The sequence below is a fragment of the Marinomonas colpomeniae genome, assembly GCF_014803385.1.
Classification (GTDB): domain Bacteria; phylum Pseudomonadota; class Gammaproteobacteria; order Pseudomonadales; family Marinomonadaceae; genus Marinomonas; species Marinomonas colpomeniae.
The window spans coordinates 128,834-150,583 of record NZ_JACYFC010000002.1 but is presented as its reverse complement, the minus strand read 5'-3'; the positions used below and the strand labels follow the sequence as shown (position 1 = coordinate 150,583).

The window sequence follows — 21,750 nt, the reverse complement described above, 5'->3', positions numbered from 1 at the left end:
TTGTGATTAGGGGTGGAAGTTATTATTGTTGTCATGGTGTGCCTGCGACAAAATGCCCCGGCGCTATTTCTCGGTGCGGAACAATAGAGGGCTCATTACCTACTTGACGTACTGGACTTGGAATTTCTCCACGAAGACGACCTAAATTGCGGACAATAGTGGGATCTGCAACAGGAACAGCACTGAGTAAGCGTTGGGTATATGGATGAGACGGTGTTTCAAGTACTTGTTGGCGGGAGCCTAATTCAGCTACTTGACCTAGGTACAAGACGGCAACTCGATGACTCATTTTTTCGATAACAGCCATATCGTGGCTGATAAACAAGTAAGCAATACCGTGCTCTTCTTGAAGCTCCATGAAGAGGTTAATAATTTGCGCTTGAATAGAAACATCAAGAGCTGATAACGCTTCATCTGCAATGATTAATTTAGGGTTTGATGCCAATGCTCTGGCAATACAAATTCGCTGGCGCTGTCCACCTGAAAACTGATGCGGGTAGCGTTCGGCGTGTTCTTGAGTTAAACCGACTCGTTCCAATAACTCATGAACTCTCTGTTGAATTTTTTGCTCGCCACGAATCAAATCATGAGTTTTGATCGGTTCTGCAATCGAAAAACCAATGGTTTTTCTTGGATCAAGAGAAGCCAAAGGATCTTGAAAAATATATTGAATTTCCTGACGTAAGCGCTGCTTCTCAGCCTTAGTCATACCGGAAAAAGGGTTACCCTCAAAACTTATATCACCGCTGGTGGCTTGTTGTAATTGCTGAATAGTCCGACCGATTGTGGATTTTCCTGAACCAGACTCACCAACTAGTGCAAGTGTTTCCCCATGAAAAATATCAAAACTGACTTTTTCCACCGCATGAACACGGTGAGTTACACGACCTAAGAAGCTTTTTTTACTATCAAACCGAGTGATAAGATCGCGTACTGACAACAAAGGTTTTTTATCATAACGTGCTGTTTCTTGAGTTTTCTCTTCACCAACTAAACGTGTGCCATCACCATCCATAACAGTAATAGGAAAACGTTTTGGGAAAGGCTCGCCTGCCATGCTTCCTAGTTTTGGAACCGCTGCCAGTAACGCTTTTGTATAAGGATGCTGAGGGCGAGCAAACAATTCTTTTACAGGGCCTTGTTCTACTTTTTTACCTTTCCACATAACAACGACATCATCTGCGATTTCGGCAACTACACCCATATCGTGAGTGATGAAAATGACTGCCATATTCAGTTCTTTTTGTAGGTCATTTAGGATGGTTAAAATTTGCGCTTGAATGGTAACGTCTAACGCTGTGGTAGGTTCGTCTGCAATAAGTACTTTTGGGCGACATGCCAAGGCCATCGCAATCATCACTCTCTGTCTCATACCGCCTGATAGCTGATGAGGATAACGTTTGAGCATATCCTCAGCGTCAGGTAGCCGAACCATTTTCAAGAGTTTAACACTCTCTTGGAGAGCTTGTGTTTTACTCAGTTTTTTATGCAAAGAAAGAGATTCTGAAATTTGATCGCCTATTGTGAAAACGGGGTTAAGCGATGTCATTGGCTCTTGAAAAATCATAGCGATATCTTTGCCACGAATAGAGCGCATTTCTTGTTGTGACTGAGATAAAAGGTCGATTTCTCCATTTTCTGTAGAGAATAGAATGCGTCCAGATGGGTAACTGGCACCGGTACTTTCGGCGAGGCGCATAATGGATTGTGATGTGACCGATTTTCCTGACCCTGACTCTCCGACAATGGCGAGTGTTCGTCCTGCCATAACAGAAAAATTAAGGTCATCAATAACGCGGGTATGACCGAACTCTACGGATAGATTTTCGACTGTCAGTATTGGAGAAGATGAAACATCTGTCACTAAATAATCCTTACTATCAAAGTGCGTTTGATTACAGGTACTTTCGTGTCATTGTGACCTGTTAAAACGGGTGTTTATTACGAATAATAACGACTCTATAAATATTCATATTTTTTACTTACTTTTATAATGTTAATTTAATGCCATGACTTCCACTTATATTATTGTATGCTTGATAACTAAATGTTATTGATTGAGATGTTAGCTATATGAAATTCAGACAAGTAGAAGCTTTTCGCTACATCATGCTGCGAGGAACAACCGCAGCAGCGGCGGCAGAAATGCATGTTTCTCAACCTGCAGTCAGTCGTTTATTGAGTGATTTAGAATATTCTTTGGGCTTTTCTTTGTTTGATCGTCGAAAAGGGCGTTTACATCCAACACAGGAAGCGACCGAGTTTTTTCGCTCTGTCGAAGAAAGTTTTCTTGGAATGGAAAAATTGGAATCAGTCGCTTCAAAGATTCGAACTCGTACCCCAAGTGAGTTAAATATTGCCAGTACATCGGCTATCGCAAGTACCTTATTGCCTCTCGCATTACAGGAACATAAGAAATACTTTCCCGATGAACGAGTGACTATTCATACCGATGCTATGTCTGCATTGGTTATAAAGCTCCAAACGAGTTCTGTGGATTTGGCTATTGGTTTAGAGCTGCCTCAGCTGATTGGTATTGAGCGTGAATTTATCGGCAATGCTCGCTTTGTTTTTGCTGCACGATCAGATCACCCTTTGGCTAAAAAAGACGTTATTACAGCGCAAGATTTGATTGGTGAATCTGTATTAACTGTTGTAGATGATTCACCTGTCTATTGGAGTGAATTAGGAGGCGCGCTTAGTTCTGTTAAATCGCAACTTAAACAAAATATTATGATAGACACTTCGCATACTGGCTATGCCATGATAGCCGCTGGTATGGCGGTTGGTGTACTAGAGCCATTTGCTGCAAGAGTTTGGGAAGGAAGGGATGTGGTCATTCGTCCTTTTGAACCTGCTATTTATTATCCTTATGGGCTTGCGTATCCAACGAACGCTCGACACCATAAATCCTTATATAGCTTTACTCAATCTATTCAGAAAGTCGCTCAAGGTATGCTTGAATTTAAAGTAGATCCCACTGCTATGACAAAATAGGCATAAACCTAGTTTGAGGCTATTTTTTTTAGTATTGCTAGTACGCCATTAGTACGTGAACTGGTGAGATAACTGGATAAATTAAGTTCTACCAGTTTATTTGTTAACTCTATTGCTTGAATCTCGGCGATGGTTTTTCCTTCAACCAAGCTTAATACTGCTACGAGTACGCCACGCATTAGTTTGGCATCACTGTCTGCTTTAAAGTGTCTTATATTGTTGGTTTCTTCAGTGATAAGCCAAACGGCGCTTTCACAGCCTTTTACTTTATATTCTTCGATTTTTTCTTCTGCCGAAAGACGTGGCAATTTTTTGCTCAAGGTAACCAAGGTTTTAAAGGTTTCTTCTTTACTACGACAAGCTTGCAGCTGCTCTTTTATGGCTAGTGTCTGATTTGAATTAGTCATTACTTGTTACTCATCGTCTAATAATAGGTCTATGGCTTCTAGTAAAACGTTGCAGAAACGATCCGCTTCTTCCATTGTATTATAACAAGCAAAGGATGCTCTTAAGGTGCCTACTACACCCAGTTGTGCCATTAAAGGTTGGGCACAGTGAGATCCTGCTCGAACGCCTATTCCTTGGCTATCTAGATAGGCATTTAAATCTAAGATATGAATATTGGGTACACTTAGAGATACTAGGGTTGTGTTTTTTTCAGGTGAGTAGATCTCTATATTTGTTTCTCTATGAAGGCGTGAGTAAACATGAGAAGCAAGTGATTGCTCCCATTTTAGTAATGCTGAACGATCTTGATTGCAAAGGAAATCACAAGCTGCCGCTAAGCCAATGGCACCTTCTATATTGGGGGTTCCTGCTTCTAGTCGATACGGTAAAATATTAAATTCTGTCGCTTGATAAGACACCTTACGCACCATTTCTCCACCGGTTTGGTAAGGTATGAGAACTTCTAACGCATGATTTTTTCCATAAAGCGCGCCAATACCCGTAGGACCATACATTTTATGTCCAGAGAATACATAGAAATCACAGTCTAAAGCCTGAACATCAACAGAGTAATGTGCCACGGCTTGAGCACCATCTACTAATGTGAAAGCGCCTTGTTGCTTTGCATAGTTGAGCATCATTTGTAGCGGGGTGCTGACACCTATTGCATTTGATACTTGGGTCGCTGCAAAAATACGTGTGCGATGAGAGAAGTACTGACTGAATTCGTCTTCCCATTCACCATTTGATGTCAGTGGAAGAACTCGCAATCGTGCGCCAGTTCGAAATGCTAATTGCTGCCAAGGGACTAGGTTGGCGTGATGTTCTAAACTTGTTATAAGAATCTCGTCACCTTTTTCAAGAAGGTGCTCTAAACCAAAGGCCACTATATTAATGGCTTCCGTAGTACCTTTACTCCAAATTACATGGCTTTGTTCTGGCGCATTGATAAAACGTGCGATGGTTTCTCTAGCTTGCTCAAAGTGGTTTGTTGCCCTGTTGCTTAGGAAGTGTGCCCCTCTGTGTACATTTGCATTGTTATTACGGTAATAATGCTGAATAGCATCTAAGACAAGTAATGGCTTTTGTGTGGTTGCCGCATTGTCTAAATAGATTAAAGGGTGGTCATTCGCTTGCAGTGACAGAATAGGGAAAAGGTGACGGAGCGATGAAGGGTCAAAAGCCATGAATATTCTTCTTTATATTAGAAATAGTTACTTTTAATGAAAACAATACTGTGTTTTTAACGAATGTTTGTTTTGTTAAAAAGCATAAAATTAGCCATAAACGAGTGAAATTGTACCTTAACACCCATCAAAATCGCGAAATATTGGTCTTTTACTTGCGTTTTTTTAAGGTAACTATAATGATTGATAACAGATACTAGATGACAAACTAGAAAAGGTACAAACTGTGGCGGATTTTTTATACAAAGGTGTGGTGGATTGGTTCCTAGATCAAATGTCTCAGGAAGCCATTGTTCCAGGTGATCGGATGCCTTCTCTACGTGCTTTATCGAAAGAGTTAGGCCTTAGCTTAAATACTGTGATTCATGGTTATGAACTTCTGACCACAGATGGTTGGATCGAGTCGCGACCAAAGTCTGGTTACTTTGTTTGTCATCGAAGTAATACAAAGCCTGCCTTATTATTAGCTGGTGAAGTCTTACAAGCATTACCAAATGACGGTTCTAAGCCTGCATGGTCTTGTCTTGCTCACCGTAGTGCATTGGTTGATCAAAGCGATGCATTTTTGACACCGATTACTCGTCAGGAAGAAGTGAATTTACCTATTCTAGGTAAAGGGCATTTAGTGGTACGTGAATCTGTTAGTGAATACCTGAAAGGTTTAGGTATTAAGTCTCATGCTTCTCAGCTTTGGCTAGGCCGTTCACCTCTGACTATGTTTACTCAAAGTGTGCAAAACCTCACCGGACGTGGTGATACCGTATTGGTATTAACCCCATGCGATCCTAGAATCACGACAACGTTGCAAAGCTTAGGGCGTAAAGTTATTGCTTTAAACACCGGAGAACGTGGTGCTGATTTAGATTTGGTGATTCAGTGTTTAAGAGATGAATCGATTAATCTTATTGTACTTCCCGGACAATTTTCGTTCCCGGCAGGACAAGTAGTAAGTAATTTAAGCCTGCGTCGATGGCTCGCTATTATTGAAGAAATGCAGTTGCCCGTGATTGAATGGGATCTGTGCTCTCATCTGGCATATCGTCCAGGTCCTATTTTGACCTATAAATCATTGGATCAATCTGATCATATTGTTTATATCGGCGGCGTAGAGTCAAAAGGCGTTGATCGCTCTGCTAGTTGGTGTTTACCAGGTCGACATCAAGCTGTATTAGAAGGGGCTTTTTTAGGCGCGGATATGGCTCTAAATGATGCACAACAAACTGCATTAAGTGATGCATTACAGCCTAATAGTAAACGCTCATTAACCAAACGAGCGAGAGCTGTTTGGGCCAATTCAGAACGTGTTAAATCGCATTTAGAAACCCGCTTAGGTGACAATGTTAGCTTTGCAACAAGTAAAGGCGGTATGTCACTTTGGATGCGTTTATCTAAATCATTAGATGTCACTAGCATTGCTTCGTTATTGGTTAACTTTAGACACGCTATCGTCCCTGGTACATTAGTTAGCCATGAACCTGATGCGGGTCATTGGCTTGCCGTGAACGTCACCTTAGATGACGTTGAGCCTTTGGCACAAAGTTTGGCTGAGCACTTGTCTATCGATGAAGAAAAGTCTGAAGAAACAGTGGCAGAAGTGGAATCAAAAGAAGTTGTTGAGCAAGATGAACCTATCTCAAAAGAGCAGGTTGAAGATGTCTCAAAATCGATAGAGAGCGATCTACCGACTGCTGATGAGAGTGATAAGAAAGCGTTGGATGCGACAACTGAGCCGCTTTATAATCCAATGCTAGATCTCATCAATCATGATTTTGGTTAAAGGGTAGGCACCATCACTATCTTCAATAAAAAAGGCGCTATGAAAGCGCCTTTTTCATTGTGTTTAACATGCTTGAATGATCTTTGTAATCCAACGGAATCGGGATTAGTTTATCGCCAATAAGCAAGGCCAACGAAGGAAACGAATTCAGCCCAAGGTGCCTTGCTTGTTCTATTTCTTCTTCTAATAACCCTTCACTTTTTACATGCGCCATGGCTTTTTGAAAACTCTCTGCTTTTAGGCCAATTTGCTCTGCACATTCCGTTAAAGTATCCAGATCAGATGGATTTTTTGCGTCTAGGTAATATGCTTTTTGAATTGCATGATACATATCGTCTTCTGACCCCATGTCTCGTGCAACGTAACATGCTCGACAAGCAGGGTAGGTAGAGCGACGAGGCGAAGCGGTACGCCAAAAATCAAAATTAAACTCTGTACCTAGTGTCGCTTGGATATTCTTCCAAGTGCTTTCAAGGCTCGCTTTCATACCTTCTGGCATAGGAACATCTGAATCAACCGCTAATCCACCAAGTAAAGGCTGAATGACTAGTTGATCCGAATCGACTAAGCCTTGTAGTGCTTTTTGTAATTTGGTCCAGGTTGGGCTAAATCCCCAACACCAGCTGCACATAGGGTCATAGCAGTAAATTAAAGTGGCCGTCATAATGGCTCCAGTATTAGGTATCGATAAAAAAGAATGCCATAAGGTAACAGCCTCTTTCACTATAAAACAACCGCCGGTAAGGATAGACCTAAAAAAGTATATAAAAAAACGGTTTTTACTGAAGAAGTAAAAACCGTTTTATGTTTCTAGATAACAATTTTCTATTGGAAACTAATTGTTTAAGATTTCGGCAATAGCACTACAAAGTGGTTCCATGTTGTCATGGGTTAAACCCGCAACACTAATACGACCAGAACCTACTATATAAATACCATAGTCTTTACGCAGCTGAGTCACTTGATCTGGCGTAAGGCCAGAAAAAGAAAACATGCCTTGTTGTTGAGATATAAAAGAGAAGTCTTGGCTAACGCCTTTCACTCTTAGTGTATTAACAAACAAACTACGCATTTCGTGAATGCGAATACGCATGTCTTTTAATTCACTTTCCCATAATGCGTAAAGCTCCGGATCATTTAGGATTTCAGCGACAATAGCTGACCCATGAGACGGTGGGTTTGAATAGTTTGTACGAATACAGCGCTTTACTTGTGTGAAGGCTGTTTCTGCTTGTTCTGCTGTTTCACAGATAATAGTTAATGCGCCAACACGTTCGTTATAAAGACCAAAATTCTTTGAAAACGAGTTTGCGATTAGCATTTCAGGAACGTGTTCCAAGAAAGTACGTAATCCTTTCGCATCGTCATTTAAGCTTTGACCAAAGCCTTGGTAAGCAAAATCAAATAAAGGCAAGAAACCTTGTTTACTGGAAAGCTTCGCTAGTTGATACCACTGCTCTGGTGTTGGATCTATCCCTGTTGGGTTGTGGCAACAACCATGAAATAAAACAACGTCACCTTCAGGAATCTGCGACAAGCTGGCAAGCATAGCTTCAAAGTCGAGTGATTTGTTTTTAGCATCGTAATAAGCGTAACTACCTACTTCCAATCCAACAGATTGGAAAACAGATTGATGGTTCGCCCAAGTTGGGTTACTGACCCAGATAGTTGCTTCTGGTAAATGCTTTTTAATAAATTCTGCTGCTACACGTAATGCTCCAGTGCCGCCAGGTGTATGGGCGGTTTGAGCAAGCTGCTTGTTAATAATATTGTGATCATTACCAAACAAAAGCTTTTGTACAGCGCTTCGATAAGCTGGTGCGCCTTCGATGCTAAGGTAACTTTTTGTTTTTTCTTGAGTCAATAAGCGTTCTTCAGCTTGTTTTACCGCTTTTAAGATAGGCGTATTGCCTTGCTCATCTTTATAGACACCAACACCCAAATTAATTTTATTAGGGTTTAGGTCACTTTTGTAAGCATCGTTCAAACCAAGAATTGGGTCTGCAGGTGCCGCTTGGATATGTTCAAACATGGTAACTCCCCCAAGAGGGTTATTGTCTGTTTTTATTGTGAATTGAAATATGTAAAAAATCAGAGCATATGTTACTCCAAGACGCGAGTAACCGCTATAAATGGGAAGGCAGAGTAAGGAAATTATTGTGCTTTCATTGAATTATTCCATAGAAGTCATGTTTTTTTGGAGTAAAGAAGTGTGATTACCAATAATACAGATTGGTAAAAAGGAGATTTTTGAGAGAAGCAGGTACATTCACCTAAATATATTGTTAGGCTAATATCTTTTCTCTATATGACTCGTTTGACTTAGATGAAACTAATCATCCCAACCATTCGAGGTATTATCGTGCAAACGTTTTTGTTCTAAATGCTGTTCAATTGCACGCCGTGCTTTTAACATACGTGCGGCATCTTCTTTTTGAGTTAGCTCTTTTTTTTCATTTTCTAAGCTAATCGAAGCATGAAGAATGTCAGTTTTTACTGTTGTTAAAGTTTCTGAAAGATTGCTCATCGTTATACCCTTTTGGCCCTTCAATGACATTCAAGTGAATTGACCACTGTCATCGCTTGTTGAAAAAAGTCAAAATACACAGATATCGCATTATTCAATGCTAATAAAAAACGTAAATCGGTCAAAAATCAATCTATTTTTGTACACGTGTTTTATTACAAAAAAATTAATTAACCATGGCGGAATGTAATGGACGTTTCTTTTATCCTCGACTCACTGAATGACAATCAACGAGAAGCCGTTGCGGCACCGTTGCAAAACAGCCTTGTTTTGGCTGGTGCAGGGTCAGGAAAAACCCGAGTATTAGTGCATCGTATTGCATGGCTAATGCACGCTTATGAATTATCGCCTTACAGTCTGTTGGCCGTAACGTTCACCAATAAAGCGGCTCGTGAAATGCAAGGTCGGATAGAGCAATTAGTTGGAGTGCCTCCACAGGGCATGTGGGTTGGTACCTTCCATGGTTTAGCGCATCGACTATTGCGGGCCCATTGGCGCGATGCAGGACTGAAAGAAAACTTCCAGATTATGGACAGTGACGATCAGCTTCGTCTTATCAAACGAATTATGCGGTCACTAAGCATTGACGATACTCGCTGGCCACCTAAGCAAGTTTCTTGGTTCATAAATGCTCAAAAAGACGAAGGACGCCGTGCCGCACATGTACCAGATAGCCATGACCCTTTCTCTAAAGGCATGAGAGAGCTTTATTATCATTATGAAGAAGCATGTGAGCGTGGCGGCTTGTTGGACTTTGGCGAGCTGCTACTGCGTGCTCATGAGCTAATGCTAAGTACGCCAGCATTGTTGCGTCACTATCAAGATCGTTTTAGACACGTACTGGTAGACGAGTTTCAAGATACCAACACGATTCAATACGCTTGGCTACGCGTCATGGTTGGCGATAAAGGCACGATTACCGCCGTAGGTGATGATGATCAGTCTATTTACGGCTGGCGTGGTGCAAAAATTGAAAATATTCAAAGCTTTACTAAAGACTTCAAAGACGTTGGAACCATTAAACTAGAACAAAACTATCGTTCAACAGGCCATATCTTGAACGCAGCTAACGGCTTGATTAAACACAACGATGATCGTCTAGGTAAAGAGCTTTGGACAGACAGCGGTGAAGGGGAGCCTATTTCTCTTTATGCTGGATTTAATGAACAAGACGAAGCTCGTTTTATTACCGGTATCGTTAAACAATGGCGTGATAAGGGCACGGCGCTAAGTGATATGGCGGTTTTGTATCGCTCTAATGCTCAGTCCCGCGTAATAGAGGAATGCCTTGTTAGGGAACAGATTGCGTATCGTATTTATGGTGGGCACAGATTCTACGATCGTTTAGAGATTAAAAATGCCTTGGCATACGCTCGATTGGCCATGGACCCTAATGACGATGGCTCTATGGAACGTATTATCAATGTACCGCCTCGCGGAATTGGTGAGCGTAGCATTGGTATGTTACGAGAGTTTGCTCGTGATCATGGTTGTTCCATGTGGAAAGCGGCTCAAGAAGTCGTTAGTCAGTCTCTGATGCCAGCCAGAGCAACGAATGCGATTAAAGCCTTTTTACAGCTTATGGAAGGCCTAAGCACAACCGTTCAACAACCTGATTTGAACTTGAATGATATCTTCGAGCAAATTATTGAAGAGGCAGGTCTGATCCCTTTCCATGAAAAAGAAAAGGGTGAGAAAGGCGAAGCTCGTATTGAAAACTTGAAAGAGTTGGTTGGTGCGGCTGGTGGTTTTAGCTGGAACGATGAAGACGAAGAGTTTAGTTCGCCACTCATGGCGTTTTTGGATAAGGCTGTCTTGGACGCAGGTGATGCTCAAGCAGATGAATATCAAGAAGCTGTGCAATTAATGACGCTTCACTCCGCTAAAGGTTTGGAGTTCCCGTTGGTATTCTTAACCGGTGTAGAAGAAAATCTTTTCCCAAGCAAAATGTCCTTTGAAGAGCCGAGTCGACTCGCAGAAGAGCGTCGTCTTTGTTATGTAGGCATCACACGTGCAATGGAAAAACTCTACATTACCTATGCAGAATCTCGTCGTTTGTTTGGTAGTGAGTCTTTCAACAGTCCATCACGCTTTATTAAAGAAATTCCACCTGAATGCTTGGAAGAAGTGCGTTTACGTTCTCAAATTAGCCGACCGGTTTCTTTGGAACGTCCAGATTATCAGTTCGAAAAGAATAAGCTGAAAAACAGCAGTGTCTTGAACAGCTACAAAGCACCTGAAATTACTGTCAGCATGGGAGACCGAGTGAATCACCCTGTGTTTGGAGAAGGTTTAGTCATCAACTATGAAGGCCAAGGCCCACAAGCTCGTGTGCAAGTTAACTTTGATGACGAAGGCAGTAAGTGGCTAGTGTTGTCGTTTGCTAAATTGGAAGTTTTATAACTTATTGAAAAATAAGCAATGTCAGGTATATGTCGCTTAAATGTCGTAACGGTATTTGTTTTTCTTAATTACTCTGGATTGAAACAGCGAAAGGACATTTAGCATGATTATAAAAAAACTAAGGTTGCAACGAGGTTGGTCTCAAGAGCAGCTTTCTCTATTGAGTGGGCTAAGTACTCGTACTATTCAACGTATTGAGAAAGGGCAAAACCCAGGTTTGGAATCACTTAAGTCTTTGGCTGCTGTTTTTGAAACATCCGTAGCTATTTTACAAGAGGAACCAGACATGAATACTGAATTTAGTGTGAGTATCGAAGAGCGCTTGGCTTTTGAACGAGTGAGAAAAATTAAAGATTTTTATCAGCATTTGATAAAATATTGTATGGTTGTTCCAATACTTTTTGCCATCAATTTTATCACTTCCCCAGGTTATGTATGGGCTTTTTGGCCTATGTTGGGTTGGGGAATAGGCTTAGCTGCCCATGGGATAAAAGTATTTAGTGTAATACAACTATTTGGCCCTGATTGGGAAAAACGTCAGGTAGAGAAGCAACTGAATAGAAAGTTGTAACGTAGACTCTACCTAGCTCTTTACAGGTATAAAAATAAATAAAAGGAGTAAGGCATGTCTATTCGAGTAGGTTTGATTGGTTTTGGTTTGTCTGGGCGTATTTTCCATGCGCCGTTTGTTATGAATGATCCAGAAATGGAGTTAGTGTGTGTTTGCACTAGCCAATCGAAAGATGTCACTGAGTTTGCACCTGAGGCTCGTATTGTGTCGACGGCTGAAGCTGTTTTTCAAGCTGATGATGTCGATTTAGTGGTGATTACTACTCCCAATGTATTGCACTTCGACCAAGCAATGCTGGCGCTGGAAAGCGGTAAACACGTTTTATTAGAAAAACCATCTGTAACCAGTGTTAATGAAATAGAAGCTCTTTGTACCTTATCTAAACAAAAAGGTTTGGTATTTTGTGTGTATCAAAATCGTCGTTTTGATGGTGATTTCGGACGTCTTAAAACCTTGTTGGCAAGTGGTGAGTTGGGTGAATTGAAGCATTTAGATTCTCGCTTCGATCGTTTCCGTCCTTTGCCACAAGTTAGGTGGCGTGAAGAGCCTGGTGTTGGCGCTGGAATATTTTGGGATCTTGGTCCCCACTTATTCGATCAGGCATTAAGTTTATTAGGCACGCCAGATTGGGTTCAAGCGAGTATCGATACTTTGCGTGAAGGTGCTCAAACACCTGATTGGTTTGAGTTGGAATTGGGTTACGGAAAAACGCGTGTTCGTCTCGGTCATACTTCATTTGAAGCAGGTGAGGTGCGCCGTTTTAATGCGCGCTTTACGAAAGGTAGTTGGCAATGTATTGGATTAGATCCGCAAGAAGAAGCATTACGCGCAGGCCAAATGCCATGGGAAGGAAACTTCCCATCAAAAGGTGAAAATCAAACTATTCAGCGTTTTCGCGCTCCTGATCAATTAACCATAGAAGCCATGTCTGAATCTGCAACAGCGGGTGAATATGTTGAGTTTTATGCCCAATTAAGAAAGGCTATTTTAGCTGAAGGTGAAGCGCCAGTTTCTTTAGTTGATGCCTGTCACTTGGTTTACGGTTTATGTCTAGCCGAGGAGTCTGCAAAAAGAGGACAGCGTTTACCTTGGCGTTATGTCGCTAATATTTAACCTTTTTACCCGCAATGTCCTGAAAAAGGCAATTATTCACGAAATAAGAACTTTTTTCATTGAAAAGGGTTGAGCAAAATTACTGCACTTCTTATTATCTCTCGCCCCTTACGTGTTTTATGCATATAAGGTGTGATTGTTTAAGGATAACTGTCTGTCTGATGCCATAATAAAAATACAATATTAGGCCGTGTTTAGAGCACGCCTTTTGTTGACTATATCAGGGCATTTTGATGCAAAGCATCATTTTTACATGCCATAAAACAGGTCCATATTTAGTAACTGGCTTCCTGAGGGAAAAAAATGCGTAATTTAATGGTATTAGGTAAATTGGCTATCGCCAGTTTATTAGCTTTGTTGTTGGTCGCTTGTGGCGGATCAGAAAAAAGTGAAGAACAGGTTTCATCGGTAAAAAAAGTTGAAACCTATGAGTGGAAAATGGTCACTTCCTGGCCGAAAAATTTTCCTGGTATTGGTACCAGCGCTGAGACATTAGCTAAAGATATTACAGAAATGTCTGGTGGCCGTTTAACCGTTAAAGTGTATGCTGCTGGTGAATTAGTACCTGCACTAGAAGTATTTGATGCCGTCTCTCGTGGCACGGCAGAAATGGGCCACAGTGCGTCTTATTATTGGAAAGGTAAGGTGCCTGCCGCACAGTTTTTCACAACGGTACCTTTTGGCTTAACTGCTCAAGAGTTTAATGCATGGGTTTACTATGGTGGTGGTTTAGAGCTGTGGGAAGAACTTTATGCACCGTTTAATTTGATTCCAATGCCTGCTGGTAATCCAGGCGTGCAAATGGGTGGCTGGTTTAATAAAGAAGTAAATTCGCTTGCTGATTTCCAAGGCCTAAAAATGCGTATGCCGGGTTTAGGTGGCGAAGTACTTAATAAGATCGGTGGTACGCCAATTAACTTGCCTGGTAGTGAAATTTTTACTGCCCTGCAAACTGGCTCTATTGACGCAACTGAATGGGTTGGCCCTTATAACGATCTTGCTTTTGGATTGTATAAAGCTGCGAAATACTACTACTTCCCAGGTTGGCATGAGCCAGGTTCTGCAGTAGAAGCTATTTTCAATAAAGATGCTTTTGAGGCGTTGCCAAGTGACTTACAAGCTATTGTTCGAGTGGCTGCGATGAAAGCCAACTTAGATATGCTTAGTGAATTTACAGCTCGTAATAATGCGGCGCTTAAAACATTAGTTGATGAGCACGGTGTTATTCTAAAAACGTATCCAAAAGACTTGTTAGAAGCGTTGAAAAAAGCGTCTGATGAAACACTGAAAGAAGTGGCTGCGAATGATCCAGACAGCCAACGTGTTTATAATTCTTTTAAAGCATTTTTAGACACGGTTAGTGCGTGGCACGATGTGTCTGAGCGCGCTTTTATTAATGCTAGGTCAAATGATTAAGCGTTAATAACGAATTAATGACCTGATAAAATTCAGCTATTTAATCTCTTTTAAAGCTCCGTTATCTAAGATAGCGGAGCTTTTTTAGTTTTTATATTGTGGTATTTAAATCTTGTAGACGGGAAAAAAATAAAAAATCGCTTGAGAGGTGAAGCATCAATCCATACTATCTCATTAACTTAGTGCATAAAATGTGTTTGAAACGTCGACATTTGTCCTTATTCTAAGGATGACTAATGTTATTAGAATCGTATTAAAAGCTGTTGTAGAGCGTTAAGTACTGAACAATAAAAATAATGAAAACTAGCCTCCTGAGGGACAAGCAATGAAAAAAATTAAAACATGGAGCAAACTGGCACTAGTCGGTTTAGCAACAGCTACTTTGGTAGCTTGTGGTGGATCTGAGAAAGCGGAAGATACTGCGAAAGTAGAAAAAAAAGCAGATGTAATTAATTGGAAAATGGTCACCACTTGGCCAAAAAATTTCCCAGGTTTAGGGACTGGTGCTGAAAGTCTTGCTAAAAACATCACTGAAATGTCGAACGGTCGTTTGAACATCAAAGTTTATGCTGCAGGTGAATTAGTGCCACCGTTGGAAGTTTTTGATGCAGTCTCTCGTGGTACTGCAGAAATGGGCCATAGCGCAGCATATTACTGGAAAGGTAAAGCGCCAGCTGCACAGTTCTTTACAGCGGTTCCTTTTGGTTTTACGGCACAAGAAATTAACTCTTGGATTCACCATGGTGGTGGTTTAGAGCTATGGGAAGAAATCTACGCACCGTTTAATTTGATTCCAATGGCCGCTGGTAACACAGGTGTTCAAATGGGTGGTTGGTTCAATAAAGAAATCAACTCTCTAGAAGACTTCCAAGGTCTGAAAATGCGTATCCCCGGTCTTGGTGGTGAAGTCCTGAAGAAAGTAGGTGGAACACCAATTAACTTGCCTGGTGGTGAAATTTTCACTGCCTTACAAACCGGTACTATTGATGCGACAGAGTGGGTTGGCCCTTATAATGACCTAGCGTTTGGTTTGTACAAAGCGGCTAAATTTTACTATTTCCCAGGCTGGCATGAGCCAGGTTCATCAATGGAAGCTATCTATAACAAAGATGCGTTTGAAGCTTTGCCAAAAGATTTACAGCTAATCGTTCGTTCAGCAACTCGTCAAGCCAATGCTGAAATGTTAGATGAGTTCACCGCGCTGAATAACTCTGCATTACAAACCTTGGTAAACAAGCATAATGTTCAACTAAGGCCTTTCCCTGCTGATGTATTGTCTGCATTGAAAAAAGCCTCTACTGAGACATTAGAAGAGGTTGCGGCAGCGGACCCAATGAGCCAGAGAGTTTATAACTCATTCAAAGAATTCCGTAATAAAGTAAGCGCATGGCACGAAGTATCAGAACGTGCTTACATTAATGCTCGAGAAGTTGAATAGTCTATAACGCTTAGCTTCAATCACTGTGAGTTATGTGTATAGGCTATACGCTGATTGAAGTAAGTTATTTAGACTGTTTTTTTAAAGCCCCGTTATTCTAGATAACGGGGCTTTTTTATTTTAAGGACCAAAATATAAAATAAAAGAAATCAAAAAGGTCTTGAGAGAGGGCGTCGCAGTTAATATTATGAATTTACTTAGTATTAAATATATCTAAAACGCCTTTTTTGTTTTTACCCCAGACATTGGCTTGATGCGATTATCGTTGCATTAACTGATTGTTTAGAAAGCTAAGCTTTGTAACCTTTAAGTATTATAAAAATAACTAGCTTCCTGAGGGAAAATAATGAAAACAATAAAAACATGGAGCAAGCTCGCATTAGTCGGTTTAACCGCTACCTTAGTTGCTTGCGGTGGATCTGAAAAAGCAGAAGATACGGCGAAGGTTGAAAAACAGGTAGAGGTTATTAATTGGAAAATGGTTACTACTTGGCCGAAAAACTTTCCTGGTCTGGGTACCGGTGCTGAAGGGCTGGCAAAAAGCATTACAGAAATGTCTGGTGGTCGTTTGAATGTTAAAGTATATGCGGCTGGTGAACTTGTTCCTGCACTAGAAATTTTTGATGCTGTTTCTCGCGGTACTGCTCAAATGGGACACGGCGGCGCCTTCTATTGGAAAGGTAAAGTACCTGCGTCACAATTTTTCTCAGCGGTACCTTTTGGCTTTACTGCTCAAGAGATGAACTCTTGGCTTCATAATGGTGGTGGTTTGGAGCTATGGGAAGAAATCTATGAACCCTTTAACTTAATTCCTATGGCCGCTGGTAACACAGGTGTGCAAATGGGCGGTTGGTTCAACAAAGAGATCAATTCTCTTGATGATTTTCAAGGTCTGAAAATGCGCCTTCCAGGCTTGGGTGGCGAAGTACTCAAAAAAGTGGGTGGTACACCAGTTAACTTACCTGGCGGTGAGATTTTTACAGCCTTACAAACTGGTACAATTGATGCGACAGAGTGGGTTGGTCCTTATAATGACCTAGCATTTGGCTTGCATAAAGTGGCCAAGTTTTACTACTACCCAGGTTGGCATGAGCCAGGCTCAACGATGGAAGCGCTTTTTAATAAAGATGCCTTTGAAGCCTTGCCAAAAGATCTTCAACTGATCGTACGTGCAGCGACTCGCCAAGCGAATGCCGTGATGTTGGATGAATTCACAGCGCGTAACAATGCTGCACTAGAAACTTTGGTGAACGAGCATAACGTTATCTTGAAGCAATTCCCGAAAGAGGTATTCTCTGCGCTGAAGAAAGCTTCTGCTGAAACATTAGATGAAGTGGCGGCAGCCGATCCAATGAGCCAGAAAGTTTATAATTCATTTAAAGATTTCAGTAAAAAAGTACGCGCATGGCATGAAGTGTCTGAACGAGCTTATATTAATGCACGTGCAGATAATTAAGCGCGACTGACTATTCGTTATTAATGATTTAGATCTTTCAATGCAAAAAGCCCCAATATCATTTGATATTGGGGCTTTTATTTTTGCTAGACTCTTTAGATTTTTTACTCGTTATTAGCTCGCTAAACTACAAACGAGATAAGTATAAACGATACTCTATAGGAGAAATTTCGGTACTAATTTCCTCTACTTCATTAAGTTTCACTTGAGTGAAAACGTGATGATAATCTTCTCCATATAATGATTTTGCAAATGCAGAGTTGGAGAAACGAGTAATGGTTTCAAGCCAGTTTGAGTCTAGTGGCTCTATGGCATTCTGAGAGTCTGTGTCTAATGGTGGAGTAAGTTGAGGTTTAGTTTTTAAACCATGTAACATTCCGCCAAGTATTGCTGTAATAGCCAAGTATGGGTTCACATCAGCACCACAGATACGGTGCTCAAGTCTGGCTCCTGGACCGTTAACTTCAGGAATTCGTATCGCCGCTCCACGGTGATCATATCCCCATTCTGGCGCATTTGGTGCGAAGCCATTTAGGCCAAATCGGCGTAGAGAATTCATATGAGGGGCAAAGACTGCTTGCATCTCACGCATAGTATCCAATACGCCAGCAACAGCATACTCAAGAGGTAGAGAGATATGTGTTTGCTCTTTATCCTCAGGAGTGAAAATATTTTTGCCATCATCGTCAAGAACAGAAACATGAAGGTGCATACCGCTGCCTGGATAGTTTTTATATGGCTTCGCCATAAATGTTGCTTCCAATCCATGTTTTTTCGCTACATAGCGGACAATACGACGGAATAGCAATGCAGTATCTGCGGCTTTAAGTATGTCATTTGTATGGTGGAAGTTGACTTCAAATTGACCTGGGCCAAATTCTGCAATCAAGGTGTCCGTGGCTAAACCTTGTTGCTCACTTGCTTGCAATATATCGTCGAGCATCCCCTGAAATCGACTGAGCGATTCCATATCGTAATTTTGAGCTTCTGGTGATCCAATCGGTGGTACAGGGGCTTCATTCGGGTCTTGTCGCTCCTCAATGACGTAAAATTCCAATTCCGCAGCAGCGACAGGGTGCCAACCATTATCATTGAAGTTTTTAGCTACGCGAGTCAGTTGTTCACGAGGTGATAAGTATGAAATCTCACCTGTTTCATCTAGCATATCTATCATTAATTGAGCGGTTGGCTCTTCTGCCCATGGCACTGGTTTTAGGGTTCCTAGTATTGGAACAATAATGCCATCTGGGTCGCCATTAACCAAGCCAAGGCCGCTAGAGTCAACTCCAACCCCCATTATGTTCGGCGCATAGGTTGATAATGGAAGGCGAACCTTGCCATTAATAAGATTGTCGACTTGATCACCAGGTAACCATTTTCCTCTAAGAACAGCATTAAGGTCACATAGCAAAAGTTCTATTCGTTCTGGCTTGCCATATTGTTGGCAATAATCTTCAAATTCTTTGATAAATGTCATTATAAATTCGCTCTAATTTTTTCACTTTCATATTTTTTTATGGACTGCTTAGAAATGATAGAAGCAGTAATAACGAACACAGTCACAATACCTATCATGATGGTAGATAAAGCATTAATTTGAGGGCTAACACCCAATCGAATAGATGAATATATTTTTATTGGTAGTGTCGTGGAGGACGGGCCAGCAGTGAAAGACGCAATGACTAAATCATCTAAAGACAGAGTAAATGCTAGCAGCCAACCTGAAGCCACTGCTGGCATAATGATAGGCAGCACTACTGATTTAAACGCATCAAATGGTGTGCAGCCTAAATCTAGGGCCGCTTCTTCTAGTGACTTGTCAAAACTAGTTAAGCGTGAAGAAACCACAACAGAAACAAAGCACATTGAAAAAGTAATATGAGCAAGAGTGATGGTTAGAATGCCTCGATCAAGGTCAATGGCAATAAAAAGTAACAGCAAAGATAGCCCTGTAATTACCTCAGGCATCACTAAAGGCGCAAAAATCATTCCTGAGAATAAAGCCCTCCCTGTAAATTTTTTTGTTCTTACGAGTGCATAAGCCGCCATAGTGCCGAGTACGGTAGCGGCCGTTGCCGAAAAGAATCCGACTTTGAGAGTAACCCATGCTGCTTGCATGAATTGTTCGTCTTGGAATAGCTCACCGTACCATTTTGTTGAAAATCCAGCCCATACCGTCACCAGCTTAGACGAGTTAAAGCTATAGATGATGAGTATCAACATAGGCAAGTATAAAAACGCAAAGCCAAGCACAAGAGAGGTCGTGTTAAACCAACTTAAAGAGCGATTATTCATTCATATTCTCCTTTTGCTGGTGACGTTGGAATAAAATAATTGGGATCATTAAGATTGCTAACAATACAACCGCAACAGAGGAGGCTACAGGCCAGTCTCGATTGGAGAAAAATTCTCCCCATAAAACCTTACCTATCATGTTAGTAGAGGATCCACCCAGTAAAGAAGGAATAACAAACTCACCAATAGCAGGTATAAATACCAACATACAGCCAGCGACTATACCGCTTTTTGCCATGGGTAATGTGATGGACCAAAAGGCACCTATACGAGAGCAACCTAAGTCTTCAGCAGCCTCAATTAAGCTAGAATCCATTTTTTCTAGATTGGCATAAATAGGCAGAATCATAAAAGGGAGGTAGGTGTAAACAATGCCTATATACACCGCTATATTGGTGTTTATTAGGCGTAAGGGTTGATCAATGATGCCAATCCATAATAAAAAATTATTAAGAATACCTTCATTCGCGAGAATCCCTATCCAAGAGTACACTCGAATCAAAAATGATGTCCAAAATGGAAGAATGATCAACATCATCAGCATTGGTCGTAAATGCAACGGCGCTTTAGCGATACCATAAGCAATAGGAAAGGCGACTATCAATGTGAAAACAGTAGAAAAGAAGGCTATCTTTATTGAAGTAAGATAAGACTTCCAATAAAGGTCGTCTGTAAGCAAGAATTCGTAGTTTTCAAAATCAAGTTGAGAGAAAAAAGTTCCAATAGCACTCCATCCGCCCGATAAATCAAAGTTTGGGGTATAGGGAGGAATAGCCAATGCGGGATCTGACAGTGATATTTTGAACACGATAATAAATGGAATCAGGAAAAGAGCGATTAACCAGAAATAGGGTGTGAAAATAAGAGTGAAACGACGAATATTCATAATTTGATTACCGCGTTAGCACGATACCTGCTGTATCGTTCCAGTTAAGCCATACTTCATCATCCCAGGTAAATTCTTGCTGACCTGTACGTAAAATATTGGTCATTTGAGCAGAAATTACCTGCCCAGATTCTAGTTTAATATGATAAATAGACAGGTTTCCTAAATAAGCAATATCGACAATCAGTCCTTTAACGTTATTTGGTAAAGAGACATCTTGTTCTTTTGCTATCCAAATTTTTTCAGGTCTTACTGCAAAAGAAACACTTTGTCCGTCATGAATCTGGTTGTTGGTATTTTCTGTTTGGATAGGTGCTGCGGTTTCTGAATAATGTATAGAAAGTAGTCCTTCAGCATCAATTTTGGCTTCACCTTCAATGATGTTTATATCGCCAATAAAATTAGCTACATATGTTGAGTTAGGCGCTTCATAAACATTATTCGGTGTATCAACTTGCAGTAATTTACCATTGTCCATTACGGCGACACGGGAAGCCATTGTCATTGCTTCTTCTTGGTCGTGGGTCACGATAACAAAGGTGGTTCCTGTTTTTTCTTGAATGTCCATCAACTCAAATTGTGTTTCTTGACGAAGTTTCTTATCCAAGGCGCCAAGAGGCTCATCGAGTAATAACAGTCTTGGCTCTCTCGCAAGTGAGCGTGCAAGAGCCACTCGCTGTCGTTGTCCACCTGATATTTGATGAGGTTTACGACTAGCAAATTTTTCGAGCTGTGTTAGACGTAGCATTTCTTCAACACGTGCTTTGATATCACTAGACGCCATTCTTTTTTTAGTACGTTTTAAACCGAAAGCAATGTTGTCCCAGACATTAAGGTGAGGAAATAACGCATAACTTTGGAACATCATGTTGATAGGACGTTCATTAGGTGGCGTGTTACTAATTTCTTCGCCGTCCAACCAAATTTTACCGCTGGTAGGTTGTTCAAATCCCGCAAGCATGCGTAATACAGTACTCTTACCTCCGCCTGAAGAACCTAGTAATGCAAAAAATTCCTTTTCATAAATCTCTAAATTAAAATTTTCTACAGCCGTAAAATCACCAAATTTTTTGGTAATGTTCTCAAACTTTATTAGAGGCTTATTGTCTCGGTTAAGCCAAGGGCTAAATACATTCGTGGTTTGTTTTGCTTGGGTCATCAAGAATACCTATTTCGCCTAGATTCTAATTACTTTTAGTGTTTTGTAGGATCAAACCTCGTAAGAAAGGCTTGATCC

The 21,750-nt window shown here is 40.9% G+C and carries 18 protein-coding genes; 8 read left to right on the top strand and 10 right to left on the bottom strand.

Going from position 1 to position 21,750, the window contains the following annotated elements:
* Nucleotides 1-31: 31 nt before the first annotated feature.
* The gene (locus tag IF202_RS05885) at nt 32-1,864 is read right to left on the bottom strand and encodes an ABC transporter ATP-binding protein (RefSeq protein WP_191593964.1); all 1,833 of its coding nucleotides are present in this window, start codon (nt 1,862-1,864) and stop codon (nt 32-34) included.
* Between the two features lie 209 nt (nt 1,865-2,073).
* Between IF202_RS05885 and IF202_RS05880 the strand changes: the two genes are divergently transcribed.
* Complete coding sequence (locus IF202_RS05880; RefSeq protein ID WP_191593963.1) at nt 2,074-2,997, top strand: LysR family transcriptional regulator; 924 nt, start codon at nt 2,074-2,076, stop codon at nt 2,995-2,997.
* Nucleotides 2,998-3,005: 8 nt separating this feature from the next.
* Here the strand turns inward: IF202_RS05880 and IF202_RS05875 are convergent, their stop codons facing one another.
* Both IF202_RS05875 and IF202_RS05870 read right to left on the bottom strand, forming a co-directional pair.
* On the bottom strand, nt 3,006-3,404 hold the full coding sequence (locus IF202_RS05875; protein ID WP_191593962.1) for a SufE family protein: 399 nt from the start codon (nt 3,402-3,404) through the stop codon (nt 3,006-3,008).
* 6 nt (nt 3,405-3,410) lie between these two features.
* A complete protein-coding gene (locus IF202_RS05870) occupies nt 3,411-4,631 on the bottom strand; it encodes an aminotransferase class V-fold PLP-dependent enzyme (RefSeq protein ID WP_191593961.1) in 1,221 nt (406 codons plus the stop codon).
* A gap of 226 nt (nt 4,632-4,857) precedes the next feature.
* Here IF202_RS05870 and IF202_RS05865 point away from each other — a divergent pair, with 226 nt between their 5' ends.
* The gene (locus IF202_RS05865; protein ID WP_191593960.1) at nt 4,858-6,408 is read left to right on the top strand and encodes a GntR family transcriptional regulator; all 1,551 of its coding nucleotides are present in this window, start codon (nt 4,858-4,860) and stop codon (nt 6,406-6,408) included.
* Nucleotides 6,409-6,445: 37 nt separating this feature from the next.
* Here IF202_RS05865 and IF202_RS05860 read toward each other — a convergent pair whose 3' ends face one another.
* The 3 genes from IF202_RS05860 to IF202_RS05850 form a co-directional block, all read right to left on the bottom strand.
* The gene (locus IF202_RS05860; RefSeq protein WP_191593959.1) at nt 6,446-7,072 is read right to left on the bottom strand and encodes a DsbA family protein; all 627 of its coding nucleotides are present in this window, start codon (nt 7,070-7,072) and stop codon (nt 6,446-6,448) included.
* Nucleotides 7,073-7,243: 171 nt separating this feature from the next.
* Nucleotides 7,244-8,440, bottom strand: coding sequence for an amino acid aminotransferase (locus IF202_RS05855; RefSeq protein ID WP_191593958.1), 1,197 nt, complete (start codon nt 8,438-8,440; stop codon nt 7,244-7,246).
* A gap of 300 nt (nt 8,441-8,740) precedes the next feature.
* Nucleotides 8,741-8,935, bottom strand: a complete 195-nt coding sequence (locus IF202_RS05850) for a PA3496 family putative envelope integrity protein (protein ID WP_191593957.1) — start codon at nt 8,933-8,935, stop codon at nt 8,741-8,743.
* A 189-nt stretch (nt 8,936-9,124) separates the two neighbouring features.
* Between IF202_RS05850 and uvrD the strand changes: the two genes are divergently transcribed.
* From uvrD to IF202_RS05820, 6 genes are all read left to right on the top strand, one after another.
* Nucleotides 9,125-11,338 carry a DNA helicase II gene (uvrD, locus tag IF202_RS05845; RefSeq protein WP_191593956.1) on the top strand — a complete coding sequence of 738 codons (2,214 nt, stop codon included), beginning with the start codon at nt 9,125-9,127 and terminating at the stop codon, nt 11,336-11,338.
* A gap of 103 nt (nt 11,339-11,441) precedes the next feature.
* Nucleotides 11,442-11,909 (top strand): helix-turn-helix domain-containing protein, encoded by a 468-nt coding sequence (locus IF202_RS05840; RefSeq protein ID WP_191593955.1) that lies wholly within the window; start codon nt 11,442-11,444, stop codon nt 11,907-11,909.
* Between the two features lie 54 nt (nt 11,910-11,963).
* Nucleotides 11,964-13,022: a Gfo/Idh/MocA family oxidoreductase gene (locus IF202_RS05835; RefSeq protein WP_191593954.1), complete on the top strand. Its 1,059-nt coding sequence runs from the start codon at nt 11,964-11,966 to the stop codon at nt 13,020-13,022.
* Nucleotides 13,023-13,325: 303 nt separating this feature from the next.
* Entirely contained in the window at nt 13,326-14,438 is a 1,113-nt protein-coding gene (locus IF202_RS05830; protein ID WP_191593953.1) for a TRAP transporter substrate-binding protein, read from the top strand.
* Nucleotides 14,439-14,763: 325 nt separating this feature from the next.
* Nucleotides 14,764-15,876, top strand: coding sequence for a TRAP transporter substrate-binding protein (locus tag IF202_RS05825; protein ID WP_191593952.1), 1,113 nt, complete (start codon nt 14,764-14,766; stop codon nt 15,874-15,876).
* Between the two features lie 346 nt (nt 15,877-16,222).
* Entirely contained in the window at nt 16,223-17,332 is a 1,110-nt protein-coding gene (locus IF202_RS05820) for a TRAP transporter substrate-binding protein (protein WP_191593951.1), read from the top strand.
* A gap of 127 nt (nt 17,333-17,459) precedes the next feature.
* Here the strand turns inward: IF202_RS05820 and IF202_RS05815 are convergent, their stop codons facing one another.
* From IF202_RS05815 to IF202_RS05800, 4 genes are read right to left on the bottom strand one after another with little or no spacing between them, the layout of a single operon-like run.
* The gene (locus IF202_RS05815) at nt 17,460-18,809 is read right to left on the bottom strand and encodes a glutamine synthetase family protein (protein WP_206705404.1); all 1,350 of its coding nucleotides are present in this window, start codon (nt 18,807-18,809) and stop codon (nt 17,460-17,462) included.
* Nucleotides 18,809-19,627, bottom strand: a complete 819-nt coding sequence (locus tag IF202_RS05810) for an ABC transporter permease (RefSeq protein WP_191593950.1) — start codon at nt 19,625-19,627, stop codon at nt 18,809-18,811. Before IF202_RS05810 ends, IF202_RS05815 begins: the two co-directional genes overlap by 1 nt.
* Nucleotides 19,620-20,513 (bottom strand): ABC transporter permease subunit, encoded by an 894-nt coding sequence (locus IF202_RS05805; protein ID WP_206705403.1) that lies wholly within the window; start codon nt 20,511-20,513, stop codon nt 19,620-19,622. The genes IF202_RS05810 and IF202_RS05805 overlap by 8 nt, the downstream gene beginning before the upstream one ends.
* A 7-nt stretch (nt 20,514-20,520) precedes the next feature.
* Nucleotides 20,521-21,672: an ABC transporter ATP-binding protein gene (locus IF202_RS05800; protein ID WP_191593949.1), complete on the bottom strand. Its 1,152-nt coding sequence runs from the start codon at nt 21,670-21,672 to the stop codon at nt 20,521-20,523.
* Nucleotides 21,673-21,750: the final 78 nt, after the last annotated feature.